Below are 18,947 nucleotides of genomic sequence, written 5' to 3'. Positions count from 1 at the left end.
GTTCATGCCGATGGCTGTCGCGTACCGGTCGCTGTGCGTCCTGATGCTGCTGTTCGCCACCCTGACGGCGAACATCGCGGCTCCGGCATGGGCCTGCGGTTGCGGCGCCTACATCCCGGACCGCGCGGGCGCCGCCGTCGTCGACGAGCGGGCGATGATCGCCTGGGACGGCCGCAACGAGGACATCCTGATGTCGTTCGGGGTGCGCGGCGCCTCGGATCGGGCCGCCTGGGTGATGCCCGTGCCGTCGGCCGCACACGTGACGTTGGGCGACGCGGGAGTGTTCACCGAGCTGGCTCGTATCACCGCGCCGCGGGTCGAATACCGGGACAGCTGGTGGCCCACCTTCGACTGGCTCACCGAGGGTTCACGAGGCAAGCTCGAGAGTGCGGGTGCGCGACCCGGTGGCGTCAGTGTGCTGGGCAGTCAGCGGATCGGACCGTTCGACGTCACGCGCCTGGCCGGCGACGACCCCGCGGCGCTCGCCGGCTGGCTGGCCGCCAAGGGCTTTCCCCACCCCGACGGCCTCGATGCCAACCTGGCGCCGTACGTCGCGGACCGCTGGGAGATCGTCGCGATCCAGCTCGCCCCCGATGCCGCCGGCGCGACATTGTCGGGGAACCTGCAGCCCCTGCGGCTGTCGTTCGCCTCGGACACCGCCGTGTATCCGATGCGGCTGTCCCGATCGGCGACGGCGCCGCAGCGGGTCGATCTGTACGTGCTGGCCGACCACCGGATGGATCCCCGCGCGGTGCCCGTGCCCGGCAACGCGCCGACGCTGCAATACGCCGGACGCGTCGACACACCGGCGCTCGCCGAGTACCGGGGCCACTACCTGACCCGCTGGACCGACCGCCTCGACGAGCCGCAGCGCATCGACGGCGACTACGTATTTGCCACGGCCGCAACCGATTCCGATTACGCCCAGGTGATCTACCGGACCCGCAACCGCGGCGACGTCACGGGCCTGGCCCTGCTCGCGGCCGCGGTCGCCGGCGCACTGCTGGTCACGGTGCTGTGGACGCGCCGCCGCAGGCGTCAGGCCAAGTAGGCCACAGCGTCGCGGAGCTTCTCCCCCGCGGCCCGCACGGCCGCGACATCCGGCCCGGCCCGCAGCACCTCACGCGACACCGCGGGCAGCAAGGTGCCCGGCCGCGCGCCGCCGAGCCCGGCCAGCGCGTCCGGGCGACCGCCCTGCGCGCCGACGCCGGGCATCAGCACCGGACCGCCGAGCTGCGACAGATCGGGGACCTCGGCCAACGTGGCACCGACGACGACGCCCACCGAGCCGTCGCCCGCGGCATTCACCGCTGCGACATCGTCGACGATCGCCTGCGCCACGGTGCGCTCGCCCGCCACCGCGCGCTGCACCGACGCACCCTCCGGATTGGACGTGGCGGCCAGTACGAACACCCCGCGGCCGTGGGCGGCCGCGACGTCGAGCAGCGGCTGCAGTGAGCCGAAGCCGAGGTACGGCGACGCCGTCACCGCGTCGGCCGCCAGCGGCGAATCGCCCGCCCACGCCTGCGCGTAGGCGGCCATGGTCGAGCCGATGTCACCGCGCTTGGCGTCGGCCAGCACCAGGACGCCGGCCTCCCGCAGCCGGGCGATGGTCCGTTCCAGCACGACGAAGCCCGCCGAACCGTAGGCCTCGAAGAACGCGACCTGCGGCTTGACGATCGCGAAGCCCGCGAACGCCTCGACGCAGATGTCACTGAACGCCGCGACGCCGTCGGCCGACACCGGCAGACCCCACGCCGTCAGGAGCTCCGGGTGCGGGTCGATGCCCAGGCACAGCGGACCCCGCTGTGCCATGGCGGCCCGCAACCGCGAGCCGAAGCTCACTTGGCGCCCAACTGGCTGTGCAGCTCCTGCAGCGACCGCACGCCGATGTCACCGCGGATACCGGCCTCGATGCCCTGCACCGCGGCCGACGCGCCCTGCACCGTCGTCACACACGGGATGCTGGCCGACACCGCGGCCGAGCGAATCTCGTAGCCGTCGATGCGCGGACCCGAGTTGCCGTACGGCGTATTGATCACCATGTCGACCTCGCCGGCCTTGATGGCGTCGACCGCCGACATCGCCGGGCGGTCCGGGCTGGGCTCTTCGAAGTTCTTGCGGACGACCTCGCACGGAATGCCGTTGCGGCGCAGCATCTCCGCGGTGCCCTCGGTGGCCAGCACCCGGAAGCCGAGGTCGGCCAGGCGCTTGACCGGGAACACCAACGAACGCTTGTCGCGGTTGGCCACCGACACGAACACCGTGCCGCCCGAGGGCAGCGAGCCGTAGGCCGCGGTCTGGCTCTTGGCGAAGGCGGTACCGAAATCGCTGTCGATGCCCATGACCTCACCGGTCGACTTCATCTCCGGCCCGAGCAGCGAATCCACCTGCGAGCCATCGGCTTTGCGGAACCGGTGGAACGGCAGGACGGCTTCCTTCACCGCGATCGGCGCGTTGGGCGCGACGCTCGCGCCGTCGCCCTCGGCGACCAGGATGCCCTCGGCCCGCAGCTCAGCGATGGTGGCGCCCAACATGACCCGGGCGCACGCCTTGGCCAGCGGCACCGCGGTGGCCTTCGAGACGAAGGGCACCGTGCGGCTGGCGCGCGGGTTGGCCTCCAGGACATACAGCACGTCGTCCTTGAGCGCGTACTGCACGTTGAGCAGACCGACCACGCCGATGCCGTGGGCGATGGCCTCGGTGGCCTTGCGCACGGCGGCGATGTCGGTGCGGCCCAACGTGACCGGCGGCAGCGCACAGGCCGAGTCGCCGGAGTGGATGCCGGCTTCCTCGATGTGCTCCATCACGCCGCCGATGTACACCTCGGTGCCGTCGCACAGCGCGTCGACGTCGATCTCGATGGCATCTTCCAGGAACCGGTCGACCAGCACGGGGTGCTCGGGCGAGAGCTCGGTGGCCCGCTCGATGTAGCCCTGCAGGGTCTGCTCGTCGTAGACGATCTCCATGCCGCGGCCACCCAGCACGTACGACGGGCGCACCAGCACCGGGTAGCCGATGTCGGAGGCGATCCGGCGGGCCTGCTCGAAACTCGTTGCGGTGCCGAAGCGCGGAGCCGGCAGGCCGGCGGCGCGCAGCACCTCACCGAACTCGCCGCGGTCCTCGGCCAGGTCGATGGCCTTGGGGCTGGTGCCGACGACGGGCACCCCGGCCTTCTCGAGCCGGTCGGCCAGGCCCAGCGGGGTCTGGCCACCGAGCTGCACGATCACGCCGACCACGCCCGGGCCACCGGCGCCGGAGGCCTGCTCGGCGTGGTACACCTCGAGCACGTCCTCGAAGGTGAGCGGCTCGAAGTACAGCCGGTCCGCGGTGTCGTAGTCGGTCGAGACCGTCTCCGGGTTGCAGTTCACCATGACGGTCTCGAAACCGGCCTGGCTCAACGTGGTTGCCGCGTGCACACAGCTGTAGTCGAACTCGATGCCCTGCCCGATGCGGTTGGGGCCCGAGCCCAGGATCAGCACCTTGGGCTTCTCGGTCTGCGGGGCCACCTCGGTCTCGGCCGCGGGGTCCAGCTCGTAGCTGCTGTAGTGGTACGGCGTCTTGGCGTCGAACTCGGCGGCACAGGTGTCGACGGTCTTGTACACCGGCCGGATACCGAGCCGCTCACGCAGCGCGCGTACACCGGCCTCGCCCGCCAATTCCGGCCGCAGCGCGGCGATCTGGCGGTCGGACAGGCCGCTGTGCTTGGCGCGGCGCAGCAGACGCTCGTTGAGCACCGGCGCGTCGACGAGTTCGCCGCGCAGCGCCACCAGGGTGGCGATCTGGTCGACGAACCACGGATCCACACCCGACGCCTCGGCGACGACCTCGACCGAACCACCAAGGCGCAGCGCCTGTTCGATGTCGTAGAGCCGGCCGTCGGTCGCGGTGCGCAGTCCGGTGAGCAGTTCGTCGAGCGTCTTGTCGGGATCGGTTCCGGTCCAGAACCCGGCGCGCTTGGTCTCCAGCGAGCGCATCACCTTGCCGAGCGCCTCGATGAAGTTGCGGCCCAGCGACATCGCCTCGCCCACCGACTTCATGGTGGTGGTCAGCGTCTGGTCGGCGCCGGGGAACTTCTCGAACGCGAACCGCGGTGCCTTGACGACGACGTAGTCCAGGGTCGGCTCGAAACAGGCCGGGGTTTCCTTGGTGATGTCGTTGACGATCTCGTCCAGCGTGTAGCCGATGGCCAGCTTCGCGGCGATCTTCGCGATCGGGAAACCCGTTGCCTTGGAAGCCAATGCGCTCGAGCGCGACACGCGCGGGTTCATCTCGATGACGATGAGGCGGCCGTCGGCCGGGTTGATGGCGAACTGGATGTTGCAGCCACCGGTGTCGACGCCGACCTCGCGCAGGATCGCGATGCCGAGGTCGCGCATGATCTGGTATTCGCGGTCGGTCAGGGTCATCGCCGGCGCGACGGTCACCGAGTCGCCGGTGTGCACGCCCATCGGGTCGAAGTTCTCGATCGAGCAGACGATCACGACGTTGTCGTGGTGATCGCGCATGAGCTCGAGCTCGTATTCCTTCCAGCCGTAGATCGATTCCTCGATCAGCACGTTGGCCGAAGGCGATGCGGCCAGGCCGTCGCCGGCCATCCGCTCGACGTCCTCGTTGGTGTAGGCCATGCCCGAACCCAGGCCGCCCATGGTGAAGGACGGCCGGACCACGACCGGCAGGCCGAGGTCGGCGACGGTCTCGCGGACCTCGTCCATGGTGAAACAGACCCGGCTGCGGGCGGATTCGCCACCGACCTTGGCGACGATGTCCTTGAACTTCTGCCGGTCCTCGCCGCGCTGGATGGCGTCGAAGTCCGCGCCGATCATCTCGACGCCGTACTTCTCGAGCACCCCGTTCTCATGCAGCGCGACCGCGGTGTTGAGCGCGGTCTGCCCGCCGAGGGTGGCCAGCACCGCGTCGATCTTGTTACCGCGCTCGGCCTGCTGCGCAAAAATCTTCTCGACGAACGCCGGGGTGATGGGCTCGACGTAGGTGTTGTCGGCGTACTCCGGGTCGGTCATGATCGTCGCCGGGTTGGAGTTGATCAGGCTGACCTGCAGGCCCTCAGCGCGCAGCACGCGACAGGCCTGGGTGCCCGAGTAGTCGAACTCGCAGGCCTGGCCGATGACGATCGGGCCGGACCCGATCACCAGGACGTGGTTGAGGTCTGAGCGGCGTGGCATTACTTCTCCCCTGCCATGAGATCGGCGAACTTGTCGAACAGGTACTCGGCGTCGTGCGGACCGGCCGCTGCTTCCGGGTGGTACTGCACCGAGAAGGCGCGGCCGTCGAGCAGCGAAACACCTTCCACCACACCGTCGTTGGCGCAGGTGTGGCTCACCACGGCGCGGCCGAACGGGGTGTCGAACTCTTCCCCGGCTTCACCTTCCAGGGCGAAGCCGTGGTTCTGCGCGGTGATCGCGATGCGTCCGGTGGCCCGCTCCACGACCGGGATGTTGATGCCGCGGTGACCGAAGGTCATCTTGTAGGTCGAGCGGCCGAGCGCGCGGCCCAGAATCTGGTTGCCGAAGCAGATGCCGAACAACGGGATTCCGGCCGAGAGCACCTGCTGGGTGAACTCGACCATGTGGTCGGCGGTGGCCGGGTCACCCGGGCCGTTGGACAGGAACACGCCGTCGACCTTGAGGGCGGCGACCTCGTCGAACGTCACCGACGACGGCAGCACATGGCTGCGGATGCCGCGGGCGGCGAAGTTGCGCGGCGTGTTGGTCTTGATCCCGAGGTCGATGGCGGCGATCGAGAAGCGCTCCGCACCAACGGGTTCGACGACGTAGCGGTCGCCGGTGCTGACCTCGCCGGCCAGGTCGGCGCCCAGCATCGACGGCTGGTTGCGGACCCGGTCAACCAGGGTGTCGATGTCGGCCAGGGCCGGACCGGAGAAGACGCCGGCCTTCATCGAGCCGAAGTTGCGCAGGTGCCGCACGATGGCGCGGGTGTCGACGCCGGCGACGCCGACGATGCCCTGGCGCACCAGTTCGTCGTCGAGAGTGCCGGTGGCGCGCCAGTTGGAGGCGCGCGGCGACGGGTCGCGGACGACATAGCCGGCGACCCAGATCTTGTCGTCGCGGCTCTCGTTGTCCTCGCCGTTCCAGCCGGTGTTGCCGATCTGCGGCGCGGTGGCCACCACGATCTGCCGGTGGTAGCTCGGGTCGGTCAGCGTCTCCTGGTAACCCGACATGCCGGTGGAGAACACCGCCTCACCCAGCGTCTGGCCCACTGCGCCGAACGGTGTTCCGGTGAACACTCGGCCGTCCTCCAGCACCAGTACGGCGGTCTGCTCGCTCGTCACTTGCTGTCCTCCTCAACCCATTTGGCCAGTTCGCGACGGTCGTCGCTGCGGAATCCGGTATCGATCTCGGTACCCGACGGCAGCTGCCACCGGATGGCGAGAATCCCGTCGTATGTGAGCACCTTGCCGGCGATGGCCCGCTCGGTGCGGATCGCGGTGATGGATTCGTCGGGAATCCAGATCGGGCTGCCGCCGGTGAGCTGCAGCATGATGCCCTCGGGGTAGCGCGTCAGCACGGCCTTGCTGCGAAACCCGAGCGAGCCCACCGCGATTCGGTCCTGCCAGCTCGGCGCGAAGGTGCTGCCGATGTACATGCCCTTGGTGGCCGGCACGATCGCCGGTCCCACGGTGTCGGGCAGCGCGGGCAGCAGGCCGACGGCGCCGGCCTGCCGCTGCACCCGGTGCACCCAGCCCTTGAGCATCTGCCGGATCGCGAACCCGAGCAGCACCACCAGGACGGCGGCCAGCACCAGGTAGGTGATCAGAGTCCCTGTGTTCACTGCGTCGATTCCCCGGTCGCTGCGCTCCTGCCCGCCGCCGGGCTGACCCCGTCCCGCGCGGTCACCTTGCCGCGCAGCATCGTCAGCGTGACGGTGGCGGGCAGCGTCATCGATTCGTACGGCGTGTTGTCCGAGCGGCTGGCCAGGCCGGTGCCCTGCACCGTCCAGGTCGCGTCGGGGTCCACCACGGTCAGGTTGGCGGGCTCGCCAACCGCCAGCGGGCGGCCCTGGTCGGGCAGGCCGACGATGGCGGCCGGCGCCTCGCTCATCACGCGGGCGACGTCGCGCCAGCTGAGCAGTCCGGGCGCCACCATGGTCTCGACCACCACCGACAGCGCGGTCTGCAGGCCGAGCATGCCGGGGCGGGCGTGGGCGAACTCGCACATCTTCTCGTGCTCGGCGTGCGGCGCGTGATCGGTTGCGACGCAGTCGATCACGCCGTCGGCCAGGGCCTGGCGCAGCGCCTCGGCGTCACTGGCCTCGCGCAGCGGCGGGTTGACGCGGTTGCGGCCGTCGTAGTCCGCGAGGCGGCTGTCGTCGAGCAACAGGTGGTGCGGGGTGACCTCGGCGGTGATCGAAATGCCCTGCGCCTTTGCCCATTTGATCAGCTCGACGGTGCCGGCGGTGGAGGCGTGACAGATGTGCACCCGGGCACCGGCGTCGCGGGCCAGGATCGCGTCTCGGGCGACAATGGATTCCTCGGCCGAGCGCGGCCAGCCGGCCAGTCCCAGCCGGGCGGCGTTCGGCCCTTCGTGCGCGACGGCGCCGACGGTCAGGCGCGGTTCCTCGGCGTGCTGGGCGATCAGGACACCAAGTCCCGCAGCGTATTCCAGCGCCCGGCGCATCACCAGCGGGTCGTCGACGCAGATGCCGTCGTCGGAGAACATCCGGACCTGCCCGGCACCGGCGGCCATCAGGCCCATCTCGGTGAGCTGCTTGCCGTCGAGTCCGACGGTGACGGCGCCGACGGGGTGCACGTCGACCAGGCCGACCTGCTGCCCGCGGTGCCAGACGTGGTCGGTGACCACGACGGTGTCGGCGACGGGGTCGGTGTTGGCCATGGCGAACACCGCGGTGTAACCGCCGAGTGCGGCTGCCGCCGAACCGGTTTCGATGTCCTCGGCGTACTCGCGGCCGGGCTCGCGCAGGTGGGTGTGCAGGTCGACGAAGCCGGGCAGCAGGATCTGGCCGGCGGCGTCGATGACCTCGTCACCCGTCAGGCCGCTACCGATTTCGGCAATCTGACCATCGGCGATCAGCACGTCAATCGGATCACCCTCGCCGTACAGCCGGACCCCGCGAATCACCGTACTCACGCGATCACCTCCCGGCCCGCACCCACGAGAAGCTGGAACAGCACTGCCATACGAACATGCACCCCATTCGAAACCTGTTGCAGTACAGCTGATTGCGACGAGTCGGCGACCGACGAGGCGATCTCCATGCCGCGCAGCATCGGACCGGGGTGCAGCACCACCGTGTCCTCGCTCAACCCGGCCAGGCGCTTCTCGGACAGCCCGTAGCGCACCGAGTACTCGCGCGCCGACGGGAAGAACGCGCCGTTCATCCGCTCGGCCTGTACCCGCAGCATCAGGACCGCGTCGGCGGCCGGCAGTTCGGCGTCCAGGTCGTGCGAGACCGTCACCGGCCAGCCGGCGACCCCGACGGGCAGCAGCGTCGGCGGCGCCACCAGCACCACCTCGGCACCCAGCGTCGAGAGCAGCGAGACGTTGGAGCGCGCCACCCGGCTGTGCAGGATGTCGCCGACGATCACCACGCGCCGGCCCTCGAGGCCACCGAGGCGCTGGCGGATGGTCAGCGCGTCGAGCAGTGCCTGCGTCGGGTGTTCGTGAGTGCCGTCGCCGGCGTTGATCACCGACGGCCCGCCGGAATTTCCCCCGAGTCGCTGCGCTCCTGCCCCCGAGGAACGCTCTTCACGGGTCCAGGCCGCAAGCTGTTGTGCCGCACCGGAAGCCGGGTGCCGGATGATCAGCGCGTCGGCGCCCGCGGCGCGCAGGGTCAGCGCCGTGTCGCGCAGCGACTCGCCCTTGGCGACCGACGAGCCGGAGGCGCTGACGTTGATGACGTCGGCGCTCATCCACTTGCCGGCCACCTCGAACGACACCCGGGTGCGGGTGGAGTTCTCGTAGAACATCGTGATGACGGTGCGGCCGCGCAACGTCGGGAGCTTCTTGACGTCGCGGCCCAGCAGCGCTTCCCGGAACTTGTCGGCGTCATCGAGGATGGCCGTCGCCGCATCGCGACTCAGGTCCGAGGCGGACAGCAGATGCTTCACCTGGTGGGTCCTCCGTAGGGGGCAATGGAGACGTGGTCGTCTCCGCCGTCGGTCTCTGACAGCCGCACCTTGACGTTCTCACTGCGCGACGTCGGGACGTTCTTGCCGACGTAGTCGGCGCGGATGGGCAGCTCGCGGTGGCCGCGGTCGACGAGGACGGCGAGCTGCACCATGCGGGGGCGGCCGATGTCGCGCAGCGCGTCCAGGGCCGAGCGCACGGAGCGGCCGGAGTACAGCACGTCGTCGACGAGGATCACCGTCGCGTCGTCGATGCCGCCCTCGGGGATCGAGGTCGAGGCCAGCGCGCGCGGCGGTTTGAAGTTCAGGTCGTCGCGGTAGAGCGTGATGTCGAGCGCACCGGCCGGCAGCTCGACGCCGGAGAATTCCTTGACCTTCTCGGCGATGCGGGCGGCCAGGGTGACGCCGCGGGTCGGGATGCCGAGCAGCACCACGCGCGGGGCGTCGGGCGCGTCGAGCGCGGTCTTTTCGATGATCTGATGCGCGATGCGCGAGATGGTCCGGCCGACGTCGGCAGCGGACAGCAATTCCCGGTCGGTGGAGTCACCCACGAGACACCGGACCTCCTTCTCCGCCTCTCTGGACGGATCGTTAAAGGACGTCTAACTAGCCGCGTAGCTTAGCAGGCCGCCACGGCGTCACCGTCACGCATGTCGCCGCGCGCATCGTCGAGCTCGGTGCCGCGGGTTTCGGGCAACACCAGCGTGCAGACGATGCTGACCAGCACGAAGACGGCGATCAGCAGCCCAACGGCCCAGCTCCCGAGGGCGGCGACGAGCGGACCGGCGACCAGCGGCGGCAGCGCGCCGCCGACGATCCCGGCGAGATTGAAGGCCATGCCGGCGCCTGTGTAGCGGTAGCGGGTGGCGAACGTCTCAGGCAGGAACGCCCCGATGGGCCCGTAGGCGAGCCCGAAGATGCAGAAGATGCCGGCGATCGCCACCGCGAAGGCCACCGGCGAGCCGGAGTCGATGAGCGGCATGACGAGGAATGCCCACGGCAGTGCCAGCCCGAAGCCGACCAGGATGACGCGGCGCCGCCCGTACCGGTCGCACAGCACCGCCGAGATCGCCGAGAACACCATGAGCGACACCCCGGCCAGGACCCCGACCGACAGGATCAGCGTCCGCGGATGGTGGATGCGGGTGCTGGCGTAACTCATCAGGTAGGTGCCGCCGAGGAAGCTCATGGTGAAGATGCCGACCATGCAGCCGGCACCGAGCAGCACCTGCTTGCTCTGCCGGCGCACCAGCTCTCCGAACGGAGCGCGGGGCACGGTGCCCCGCTTCTGCTCGGCGACGAACACCGGCGTCTCGTCGATGGTCAACCGCACGTACAGCGCCACGGCCAGCAGCACGGCGCTGAACAGGAACGGCAGCCGCCAGCCCCAGTCCAGGAACACCGGGCTCTTCTCCCCGATCGTCACGTTGGCGATCAGCACCACCAGGTTGCTGACGGCCAGACCCGCGCCGGCGCCCAACTGCGTGAACATGCCGTACATGCCGCGTTTTCCGGCCGGGGCGTACTCGGCACTGAGCAGTGCCGAGCCGGCCCACTCCCCGCCGACCGCGAAGCCCTGGAACACCCGCAGCGTCAGCAGGATGATCGGCGCGGCCAGGCCGATCGACGCCGTGCTGGGCACCAGGCCGACACCGACGGTCGACAACCCCATGATGAGCAGCGTCGCGACGAGAGTCTTCTTGCGGCCCAGCCGATCTCCGAAATGCCCGAAGACGGCTGCGCCGATCGGGCGGGCCAGGAATGCGACCGCGAACGTGGCCAGCGACGAGATGGTCGCCATGGCGGGCGGCAGGTTGGGGAAGAACACCTGCGGGAAGATCAGCGCCGCGGCCGTCCCGTAGATGTAGAAGTCGTAGAACTCGATCGCGGTGCCGATGAAACTGGCGAACGCCACCTTGTTCATCGGTGTGCTCGGGGTCGACACGTCTGCAGCCACGTCAGGCAGTATCGCCTACCTTCCCGATGGTTCGGACGGTACCGCGACCATCCCACCCCCACCGGTTAACGTGACGGGGTGAATCTCGACGCGAACACCGAATCGGTCAGCGCGGCGATCGACACCGGCCTGCTGGCCGGCGCGGTCACGCTGGTGTGGCAGGACGGCGCGGTGCGGCAGGTCAACACGCTCGGCCACCGCGACGTGGAAGCCAAGCTGCCGATGGAGCGCGACACCGTCTTCCGCATCGCGTCGATGTCCAAGCCGATCACCGTCGCGGCGGCCATGACGCTGGTCGACGAGGGCCGGCTGGCCCTGACCGATCCCATCGCGAACTGGATTCCCGAACTCGCGAACCCGCGCGTGATGACGAGCCTCGACGGACCCTTGGACCGGTCCGTGCCCGCCCGGCGGCCCATCACCGTCGAGGATCTGATGACCCACCGCGGCGGTCTGGCCTACGGATTCACCGTGCCGCCGCCACTGGGCCGGGCCTACAACAAGCTGCAGTCGCTGCAGGACCCCGACCGCTGGCTGGCCGAGCTGGGACAGCTGCCGCTGGCGCACCAGCCCGGTGACGCGCTGACCTACAGCCAGTCGACCGACGTGCTGGGCTTCCTGCTGTCGCGCATCGAGGGCAAGCCGCTGCCAGATGTGTTGGCGGAGCGCATCTTCAAACCGCTGAACATGGTCGACACCGGATTCGCGGTGACGCACTCGGGCCGGCGCCGCGCGGCGACCATGTACCAGCTGGCCGCCGACGGAGACGCCCTGCGCCTGCAGCCCGGGAAGATGGGCCCGCCGCAGGTGATGCCGCCGACCTTCTGCGCCGGCGGCGGCGGACTCTGGTCGACCGTCGATGACTACCTGACGTTCGCGCGGATGCTGCTGGCCGGCGGCGAGGTCGACGGAGTGCGGGTGCTGTCGGAGGAATCCGTGCGGTCCATGCGGACCGACAGGTTGACCGCCGAACAGAAGTCGCAGAACTTCCTGGGCGCGCCGTTCTGGATCGGCCGCGGCTTCGGACTGAACCTGTCGCTCGTCACCGACGAGGCCAAGGCGACGCCCTTCTTCGGCCCCGGCGGCCCCGGCACGTTCAGTTGGCCGGGCGCCTTCGGCACGTGGTGGCAGGCCGACCCGAACGCGAACCTGATCCTGATCTACCTGATCCAGAATCAGCCGGAGCTCAGCGTGGATGCCGCGGCAGCTGTCGCCGGCAATGCCTCGCAGGCCAAACTCCGTTCGGCGCGACCGAAATTCGTGAAGCGGACGTACCAGGCGCTGGGCTTGTAACTAGCCGGCCCTGGCGGCGGTGAGCCGCTGCATATCGGCCATGCCCTGCTCCTGGGCATCGTGCATCCAGGCCGGCAGTGGTGCCCGCAGCTCGGGCACCACCTCGTTTTCGAGCAACCCCTGCAACTTGGCCTGCTTGCCGCTGCGGCCCGCCTGGTTGTCGAGTTCCTGTGCACCCGAGGGCGATTCGTAGTCGTAGAGCTCGTAGTCGATGCGGCGGGTGCGGTCGGCCTCCATGCCGCCGGGCTGCCAGTACGAGTAGCGGCCGAACTTCGCGTCGGGCGTCCGCACGGCGACGATGTGGCTGGGCGCCGATGTCGGTATCTCGGTGGGCACCGCGCCGCCACCGAACATCTTCTGCACCGCAGGCGATTTCATCAGCGTCGCCATCTCTTCGACCGACATGTCGTCGGTGGCATGAGCCACCCACCGGCGGCCCGCCGCACCCGGATCGGCCGCGATCGTGGCGATGTCGCCCCGCGCCTGCAGGTACGCGAATCGGCTGTCCGAGCGCCAGCCGTTGCCACCGGCCGCAATGGTGAGCAGCAGCGGCGCGATGTCGACGCTGGAGGTCAGCTGTCCACGGCGCTCGCCCGGTTTGGGAGTGAGGTGACCGGCCGGGTCGTGGATGTAGAGCGGCACCCGGATCGACTCCTCGTAGATCGCCGCGCCCTTGCCGCGCAGGCCGTGCGAGCCGGCGTACTCGCCGTGGTCGGAGGTGAACACAACGACGGTGTCGCGCTCCACATCGGGGCGCGAGGCGAGCGTGTCCAGCACCCGGCCGATCTGGACGTCCACCTGCTGGTGCAGCCACAGGTAGTTGTCGAGGCACCGGGCCCACTGCGCGGCCATCTCGGGACCCGAATACGGCACCGGACCGGTCATCAGCGGCGACATGAAGTTCATGTAGTCGATCTGCAGCTGCGGTTTGCCGCGCCGGCGCAGGTCGTCGGCGTTCTCGAAGTTGACGGGTGTCCCGGAGAACACGTGCGGAACATCGTCCGGCAGTGGGTTTCTCGGCCACCAGCAGATGTCGTGCGGGTTCACCAGGGACACCGTGGTGCACCACGGGCCGCTGCCCGCGTGGTCGGCGAACCAGCCGTCGAACTGGTCGACGATGGTGTGGTCGACCTTGAGCCCCTGGTTCGGGCCACCGTTGGGCGACGGGTATGTGCCGCCGGAGAAGCCGTGCGCGTCGAGGCCGTCGGGTGTGGTGTCGGAGATGTGGCCCAGGTGCCATTTCCCCCACCACCAGGTCCGGTAGCCCTGGTCACGCAGCATGGTGCCCCAGGTCGGGAAGCGCGGCGCCAGGGTGGATTCGGTGGGGCCTTCCCCGGTGTACAGGCAGCCCGTCTGGTGCGAGTAGAGCCCGGTGGTCAGGACACCGCGCGACGGCGTGCACATGTTGGACGCCGAGTAGTGGGACTCGAAGGACACGCTGCGCTGCCGCAGCCGGTCCAGGTTGGGCAGTAGTTCGCCGAGTCGCTTGGTGTCGGGAAACCATTGGGGCGCCCGCATCTGGTCGACGATGATCACCAGGATGTTGGGTCTGCCCGCCACATGCTCGCGGCCGCCCCGCGACAGTAGCTGGTAACCACCGACCCCCGCCGCGGCCACCCCCGCCACCGCCGCCGTGCCTTTGAGAACTGTGCGCCGGTCGATATCCGCCATGGGGCCAGCCTAGGAGCCAATGCTGTCAGTGCGCATAGGCTTTCGCACATGGCACAACCGACCGTGTTGATCAGCGGCGCCGGGGTCGCCGGACCCGCCCTGACGCACTGGCTGGCACGTGACGGCTACCGGGTGGTGATCGTCGAGGCGGCGCCGAACATCCGCCCGGGCGGGCAGACGGTCGACCTGCGCGGCGCGGGCCGCGAGGTGGTCACCCGAATGGGCTTGTTGCCGGCGATGACCGAGCGCTGCTTGTTTCAGCGCGGCATCGCCTGGGTGCGCGCCGACGGCACCCGGCGTGCGGAGATGCCGGTCGAGGCGTTCGGCGGCAACGGGATCGTCTCCGCACTCGAGATTCTGCGCGGCGACCTGGCCGATGTGCTCTACCAGGCGACCAGCGACGTGGCCGAATACCGCTTCGGCACGCGGGTTTCCGTGCTCGAGGAAGACGAGTCCGGGGTACGGGCCACGCTGACCGACGGCTCCGTGGTGGAGGCCGACCTCGTCGTCGGCGCTGACGGCCCGCATTCCGCGGTCCGGCAGTTGGCATTCGGGCCGGAAGAGCGGTTCATCCGCCGACTCGGCGGCTACAACGCCTGGTTCACCGCACCGGACATGATCGGCCTGGACGGCTGGTACCTGATGTTCCAGGCCACCGGCGGGCTCAACGCCTCGCTGCGGCCGTCGCACGATGAGTCGAGCGCCAAGGCCGGTCTGGCCTTCCGGTCCGAGCCGATCGAGTATGACCGTCGCGACCTGGACGCGCAGCGGGCACTGCTGGCCGAGCGGTTCCGCGACGCCGGCTGGTACTGCGACGAATTACTGCGTGCCGCAGCACAATCCGACGATTTCTATTTCGACGATTTCGTGCAGGTACACATGGACACCTGGTCAGCCGGCCGGGTCACGCTGTGTGGCGACGCCGGCTACTGTGCGTCGCCGCTGTCCGGCATGGGCACCAGCCTGGCGCTGGTCGGAGCGTACGTGTTGGCCGGTGAACTCGGGCCGGCGGCGGCCTTCGACGCCGCCGGGATCGCGGCGGCGTTGCGGCGCTACGAGGCGGTCATGCGGCCGTACGTCGACCGGTGTCAGGACCTGCCCGGCGGCCTCGACGGATATGCGCCGATGACCGAACGTCAGATCGCCGGTGCGGCATCCGCCATGAAGTGGGTGCAGCGCTGGCCGCTGCGGCTGTACGCCGGTCGCAAATGGTTCTCCACCGCCGAGTCGATCGACCTGCCGGACTATCGGTCGTGAGTCGGGGCGTGCCCGGTCCATTTGATGTAGGCCCGGCGGAACTCCCGCGGGTCGGTGAACCCGACCTCGGCGGCGATGGCGTGAATGGGCATCGCGGTCTCGCGCACCAGATATCGCGCGCGTTCACTGCGCACCTTGTCACGCAGCGCGATGAACTGCTGACCGTCGGCACTGAGGCGGCGCCGCAGGGTGCGTTCGGTGACGTTGAGCCGCTTGGCGACCTGGGCCATGGTCAGTGGGTCCCGCACGCTCTCGCGCAGCATCGTCTCGACCGTCTGCACCACGTCGGTCGGCTGCTCGCCCTGGGTCACCATGTCGCGGCAGGCGGCGACGGCGACCGCGTGCGTCGTCGGATCGGCTCGCGGTAGCCGCTGCGACCACAGCGGGTCGGGGAACGCCAGCCGGTTGGCGTCGGCGTTGAACAGGACCGGGCAGCCGAAGAATTCCCGGTACCGCTGCGCATACACCGGCGGCGGGTAACTGACCTGGACGTACTCCGGCGTCTGCTGCGGCAGCTCGAGCACGGTCCGGACGGTGACCAGCACGCTGCAGAACAGCTCCTCACACAGGAACGGCAGCAGCTCCGGTTCCGGGGAGCGTTCGTAGGCGCGCAATGCGAAGGTGTCACCGATGAGCTCGGCGCCGACGTCCATCAGACTGCCGGCGCTCTGGTGCAGTTCCAGGCCCACTTGCATTGCCGCGCCGAGGTTTTCGGCGGAACGGATGGCCAGTCCGAGCACGCCGAACGACACGAACATGTCGCGGGCCCCGACGTCGATGCCGAGGCCCCGGTCCGGCATGGCGCGCACCGCATGCCGCAGCACGAGGGCCGCCTGCCGGAACGACACCCGCGTCTCGGGCGAATTGAGCGTCGCTGCCGTCAGGCCCGCCGCGGCCAGCCACCGTTCCGTGGGCAGACCCGCGCGGTCGGCGACGTCGATGACGTTGACGAGCACCGACGTCGGGATCAACGCCGCGCTTTGCCTGTCCACCCCACCTCCAACACGTGTCCGGTTTTCCCCCCATTGTGGTCACCGATGCCCTCGTGCGCACCCATCGACATGCGGTTAGCTCCCGATCCATGGTGTGGTCAATGCCGGTCGATCTGTCGAAGCCGCCTTCCGTCGAGGGGTCGTGGGCACGTCCGGAGATCTACTGGCCGGCATTGACCGCCGCCACCGCGCACCTGGAGACGCCACTCGCCGCCGTCGATCTCGCTGCGCTGCACCACAACGCGCACGATCTGCGCCGCCGCGCGGCAGGGACTCCGATCCGGGTGGCGTCCAAATCGGTGCGGTCGCGGACCATCCTGGACGCCGTCACGGCCCTCGACGGCTACGCGGGGGTACTGGCGTTCACGTTGCCCGAAGCCCTCTGGCTGGCCGCAGGCGACGCCGAGCACCCAGCGCACGACGACGTCGTCGTCGGCTACCCGACCGCCGACCGCGCCGCGATCGCCCGGTTGGCGTCGTCGCCCGAGCTGGCGACGCGCGTGACGCTCATGGTCGACTCCCTCGCCCAGCTCGACCTGGTGGACAGCGTCGCCGCGCCGTCGACGCGCCCAGTACTGCGCGTCTGCCTGGACCTCGACGCCTCATGGCAGGCGCCGGTACTCGGCCACCTCGGGGTGCGCCGCTCCCCCGTCCACACCGCGGCGCAGGCCCGCACCCTGGCCGCCGCCATCGCCGGCCGTCCGGGCTTCACTCTGGTAGGTCTGATGTCCTACGAGGCCCAGATCGCGGGTGTGGGTGACGATGTCCGCGGCCAGGCCGCGCGGTCACAGCTGGTCCGGTGGATGCAGCGGCGCTCCAAGGACGAACTGCTCGAGCGCCGCGGTCTCGCGGTGGCCGCAGTCCGGCAGGTGGCCGAGCTCGAATTCGTCAACGGCGGCGGCACCGGGTCCATGGAATTCACCGCGTCGGATCCGGCGGTCACCGAGATCGCGGCGGGCAGTGGACTTTTCGGCCCGCACCTGTTCGACACCTACCAGGGCTTCACCCCGGCCCCGGCCGCGGCGTTCGCGCTGTCGGTCGTGCGCAAACCCACGCCGCAGATCGCGACGGTGCTGGGCGGCGGCTGGATCGCCTCCGGGCCACCGGCCCGGGACCGGGTGCCGCTGCCGGTCTGGCCGCCGGGGCTGAGTCTGCTGTCCGCCGAGATGGCCGGCGAAGTGCAGACACCCGTGACCGGAAAAGCCGCTGCCGCACTGAAAGTCGGTGACCGCGTGTGGTTCCGGCACTGCAAGGCCGGTGAGCTCAGCGAGCACGTCGATGCGTTCGCCATGGTCGATGCCGGCAGGACCGTCGGCACAGCACTCACCTACCGAGGCGAAGGGAAGACGTTCCTGTGACGTGGACCAACTGGGGACGCTGCGAGACCGCCAACCCGACGGAAGTACTGCGGCCCAACACGATTGAGGCAGTGTGTGACGCCGTCGTCCGGGCGACGGCGACCGGGCGGCTGATCAAGGTCGTCGGGTCCGGACACAGCTTCACCGGCATCGCCGTCGCACCCGACATCCAGCTGGACCTGGGCGCCCTGGCCGGCGTGATCAGCGTCGACCGGGAGCGCAAGCAGGTCACCGTCGGCGGCGGAACTCCGCTGTGGCAGCTGACGCAACTACTTGCGCGCCACGGACTCGCGCTCGAGAACATGGGCGACATCGACCGCCAGACCATCTCGGGCGCGATCTCCACCGGCACCCACGGCACCGGCCTGGCCTTCGGCGGCCTGGCGACCCAGGTGGTCGGTCTGACCCTCGTCTCGGGCACCGGCGAGCTCGTCCGGATCGACGAGGAGCAGAGCAGCGAGTTGCTGCCGGCGGCGCGCGTCGGGCTGGGCGCGCTGGGCATCATCGTCGAGGTGACGCTGCAGTGCGTGTCCGGTTTCGCGATCCATGCCATCGAACGCGTAGAACCGGTCGACGATGTGGTCGCAACATTCGATGAACGCTGTACGCACACAGACCATTTCGAGTTCTTCTGGTTCCCGCACACCGATACCGCGTTCACGAAGGCCAATATCCGGCTGCCCGCCTACACCCCGCTGGAGTCCACCAACCGGGTGTCGCAGTGGGTCGAGGAGGAACTGATCGAGAACGGTGTGCTGGGGGCGATCTGCGCCGTCGGCAGCGCGCTGCCGTCCACCGTCCCCACGCTGAACCGCACCGTCACCCGGTTCCTGTCCGACCGGGAGCACACGCAACGCTCCGATCGCGTCTTCACCTCGCCGCGGCGGGTGCGGTTCCGCGAGATGGAGTACGCCGTGCCCTACGAGTCGATGGGCGCGGCATTCGACGAGGTGCGCAGCCTGATCGCCGAACGCGATTGGCGCATCGGCTTTCCCATCGAGGTCCGCGCCGCCGCCGAGGACGAGAACTGGCTGTCCACCGCGTACGGCCGCCGCAGCGCGTACATCGCGGTACACCGCTATGTACGCGACGATCCGACGGAGTACTTCCGCGCGGTCGAGCAGATCATGCGCCGCTACGACGGGCGTCCGCACTGGGGCAAGATGCATGGCCGCACCGCGGCGGACCTGCGCGACACCTACCCGCGGTTCGACGACTTCCTCGCGGTCCGCGAAAAGCTCGACCCCAGAAGAACGTTCGCCAACGACTACCTACACCAAGTACTCGGAGAATGA

Annotated in this window: 15 protein-coding genes; 5 read left to right on the top strand and 10 right to left on the bottom strand. The window is 69.5% G+C overall.

Annotated elements, in window-relative coordinates; genetic code table 11:
* The first annotated feature begins 10 nt into the window (after positions 1-10).
* A complete protein-coding gene (locus BR47_RS0122365; RefSeq protein WP_036427669.1) occupies positions 11-1,051 on the top strand; it encodes a DUF2330 domain-containing protein in 1,041 nt (346 codons plus the stop codon).
* On the opposite strand, the gene pyrF is transcribed toward BR47_RS0122365, so the two are convergent.
* The 8 genes from pyrF to BR47_RS0122325 form a co-directional block, all read right to left on the bottom strand.
* A complete protein-coding gene (gene pyrF / locus BR47_RS0122360) occupies positions 1,039-1,845 on the bottom strand; it encodes an orotidine-5'-phosphate decarboxylase (RefSeq protein WP_029120826.1) in 807 nt (268 codons plus the stop codon). The genes BR47_RS0122365 and pyrF overlap by 13 nt on opposite strands.
* Positions 1,842-5,183: a carbamoyl-phosphate synthase large subunit gene (carB, locus tag BR47_RS0122355; protein WP_029120825.1), complete on the bottom strand. Its 3,342-nt coding sequence runs from the start codon at positions 5,181-5,183 to the stop codon at positions 1,842-1,844. The genes pyrF and carB overlap by 4 nt, the downstream gene beginning before the upstream one ends.
* Positions 5,183-6,310 (bottom strand): glutamine-hydrolyzing carbamoyl-phosphate synthase small subunit, encoded by a 1,128-nt coding sequence (carA, locus tag BR47_RS0122350; protein ID WP_029120824.1) that lies wholly within the window; start codon positions 6,308-6,310, stop codon positions 5,183-5,185. The genes carB and carA overlap by 1 nt, the downstream gene beginning before the upstream one ends.
* Entirely contained in the window at positions 6,307-6,810 is a 504-nt protein-coding gene (locus tag BR47_RS0122345) for a PH-like domain-containing protein (RefSeq protein ID WP_029120823.1), read from the bottom strand. The genes carA and BR47_RS0122345 overlap by 4 nt, the downstream gene beginning before the upstream one ends.
* The gene (locus BR47_RS0122340) at positions 6,807-8,126 is read right to left on the bottom strand and encodes a dihydroorotase (protein WP_029120822.1); all 1,320 of its coding nucleotides are present in this window, start codon (positions 8,124-8,126) and stop codon (positions 6,807-6,809) included. The genes BR47_RS0122345 and BR47_RS0122340 overlap by 4 nt, the downstream gene beginning before the upstream one ends.
* Positions 8,123-9,106: an aspartate carbamoyltransferase catalytic subunit gene (locus tag BR47_RS0122335; RefSeq protein WP_029120821.1), complete on the bottom strand. Its 984-nt coding sequence runs from the start codon at positions 9,104-9,106 to the stop codon at positions 8,123-8,125. The genes BR47_RS0122340 and BR47_RS0122335 overlap by 4 nt, the downstream gene beginning before the upstream one ends.
* Positions 9,103-9,675 carry a bifunctional pyr operon transcriptional regulator/uracil phosphoribosyltransferase PyrR gene (gene pyrR, locus BR47_RS0122330; protein WP_020101634.1) on the bottom strand — a complete coding sequence of 191 codons (573 nt, stop codon included), beginning with the start codon at positions 9,673-9,675 and terminating at the stop codon, positions 9,103-9,105. The genes BR47_RS0122335 and pyrR overlap by 4 nt, the downstream gene beginning before the upstream one ends.
* Before the next feature lie 68 nt (positions 9,676-9,743).
* Complete coding sequence (locus BR47_RS0122325) at positions 9,744-11,048, bottom strand: MFS transporter (protein ID WP_036427662.1); 1,305 nt, start codon at positions 11,046-11,048, stop codon at positions 9,744-9,746.
* A 111-nt stretch (positions 11,049-11,159) separates the two neighbouring features.
* Here BR47_RS0122325 and BR47_RS0122320 point away from each other — a divergent pair, with 111 nt between their 5' ends.
* Entirely contained in the window at positions 11,160-12,374 is a 1,215-nt protein-coding gene (locus BR47_RS0122320; RefSeq protein ID WP_029120819.1) for a serine hydrolase domain-containing protein, read from the top strand.
* Here BR47_RS0122320 and BR47_RS0122315 read toward each other — a convergent pair whose 3' ends face one another.
* Positions 12,375-14,045 (bottom strand): sulfatase-like hydrolase/transferase, encoded by a 1,671-nt coding sequence (locus BR47_RS0122315; protein ID WP_029120818.1) that lies wholly within the window; start codon positions 14,043-14,045, stop codon positions 12,375-12,377. It lies immediately after the preceding gene.
* 48 nt (positions 14,046-14,093) lie between these two features.
* Between BR47_RS0122315 and BR47_RS0122310 the strand changes: the two genes are divergently transcribed.
* On the top strand, positions 14,094-15,302 hold the full coding sequence (locus BR47_RS0122310) for an FAD-dependent monooxygenase (protein WP_029120817.1): 1,209 nt from the start codon (positions 14,094-14,096) through the stop codon (positions 15,300-15,302).
* Here BR47_RS0122310 and BR47_RS0122305 read toward each other — a convergent pair.
* Positions 15,290-16,294 (bottom strand): AraC family transcriptional regulator, encoded by a 1,005-nt coding sequence (locus BR47_RS0122305; protein ID WP_231506757.1) that lies wholly within the window; start codon positions 16,292-16,294, stop codon positions 15,290-15,292. The genes BR47_RS0122310 and BR47_RS0122305 overlap by 13 nt on opposite strands.
* 101 nt (positions 16,295-16,395) lie before the next feature.
* Between BR47_RS0122305 and BR47_RS0122300 the strand changes: the two genes are divergently transcribed.
* The gene (locus BR47_RS0122300) at positions 16,396-17,652 is read left to right on the top strand and encodes an alanine racemase (RefSeq protein ID WP_029120815.1); all 1,257 of its coding nucleotides are present in this window, start codon (positions 16,396-16,398) and stop codon (positions 17,650-17,652) included.
* Positions 17,649-18,947: a D-arabinono-1,4-lactone oxidase gene (locus BR47_RS0122295; protein WP_029120814.1), complete on the top strand. Its 1,299-nt coding sequence runs from the start codon at positions 17,649-17,651 to the stop codon at positions 18,945-18,947. The genes BR47_RS0122300 and BR47_RS0122295 overlap by 4 nt, the downstream gene beginning before the upstream one ends.

This window comes from Mycobacterium sp. UNC410CL29Cvi84 (assembly GCF_000686745.1).
Taxonomy (GTDB): Bacteria; Actinomycetota; Actinomycetes; order Mycobacteriales; family Mycobacteriaceae; genus Mycobacterium; species Mycobacterium mucogenicum_B.
This window is presented reverse-complemented; position numbering and strand designations above follow the sequence as displayed.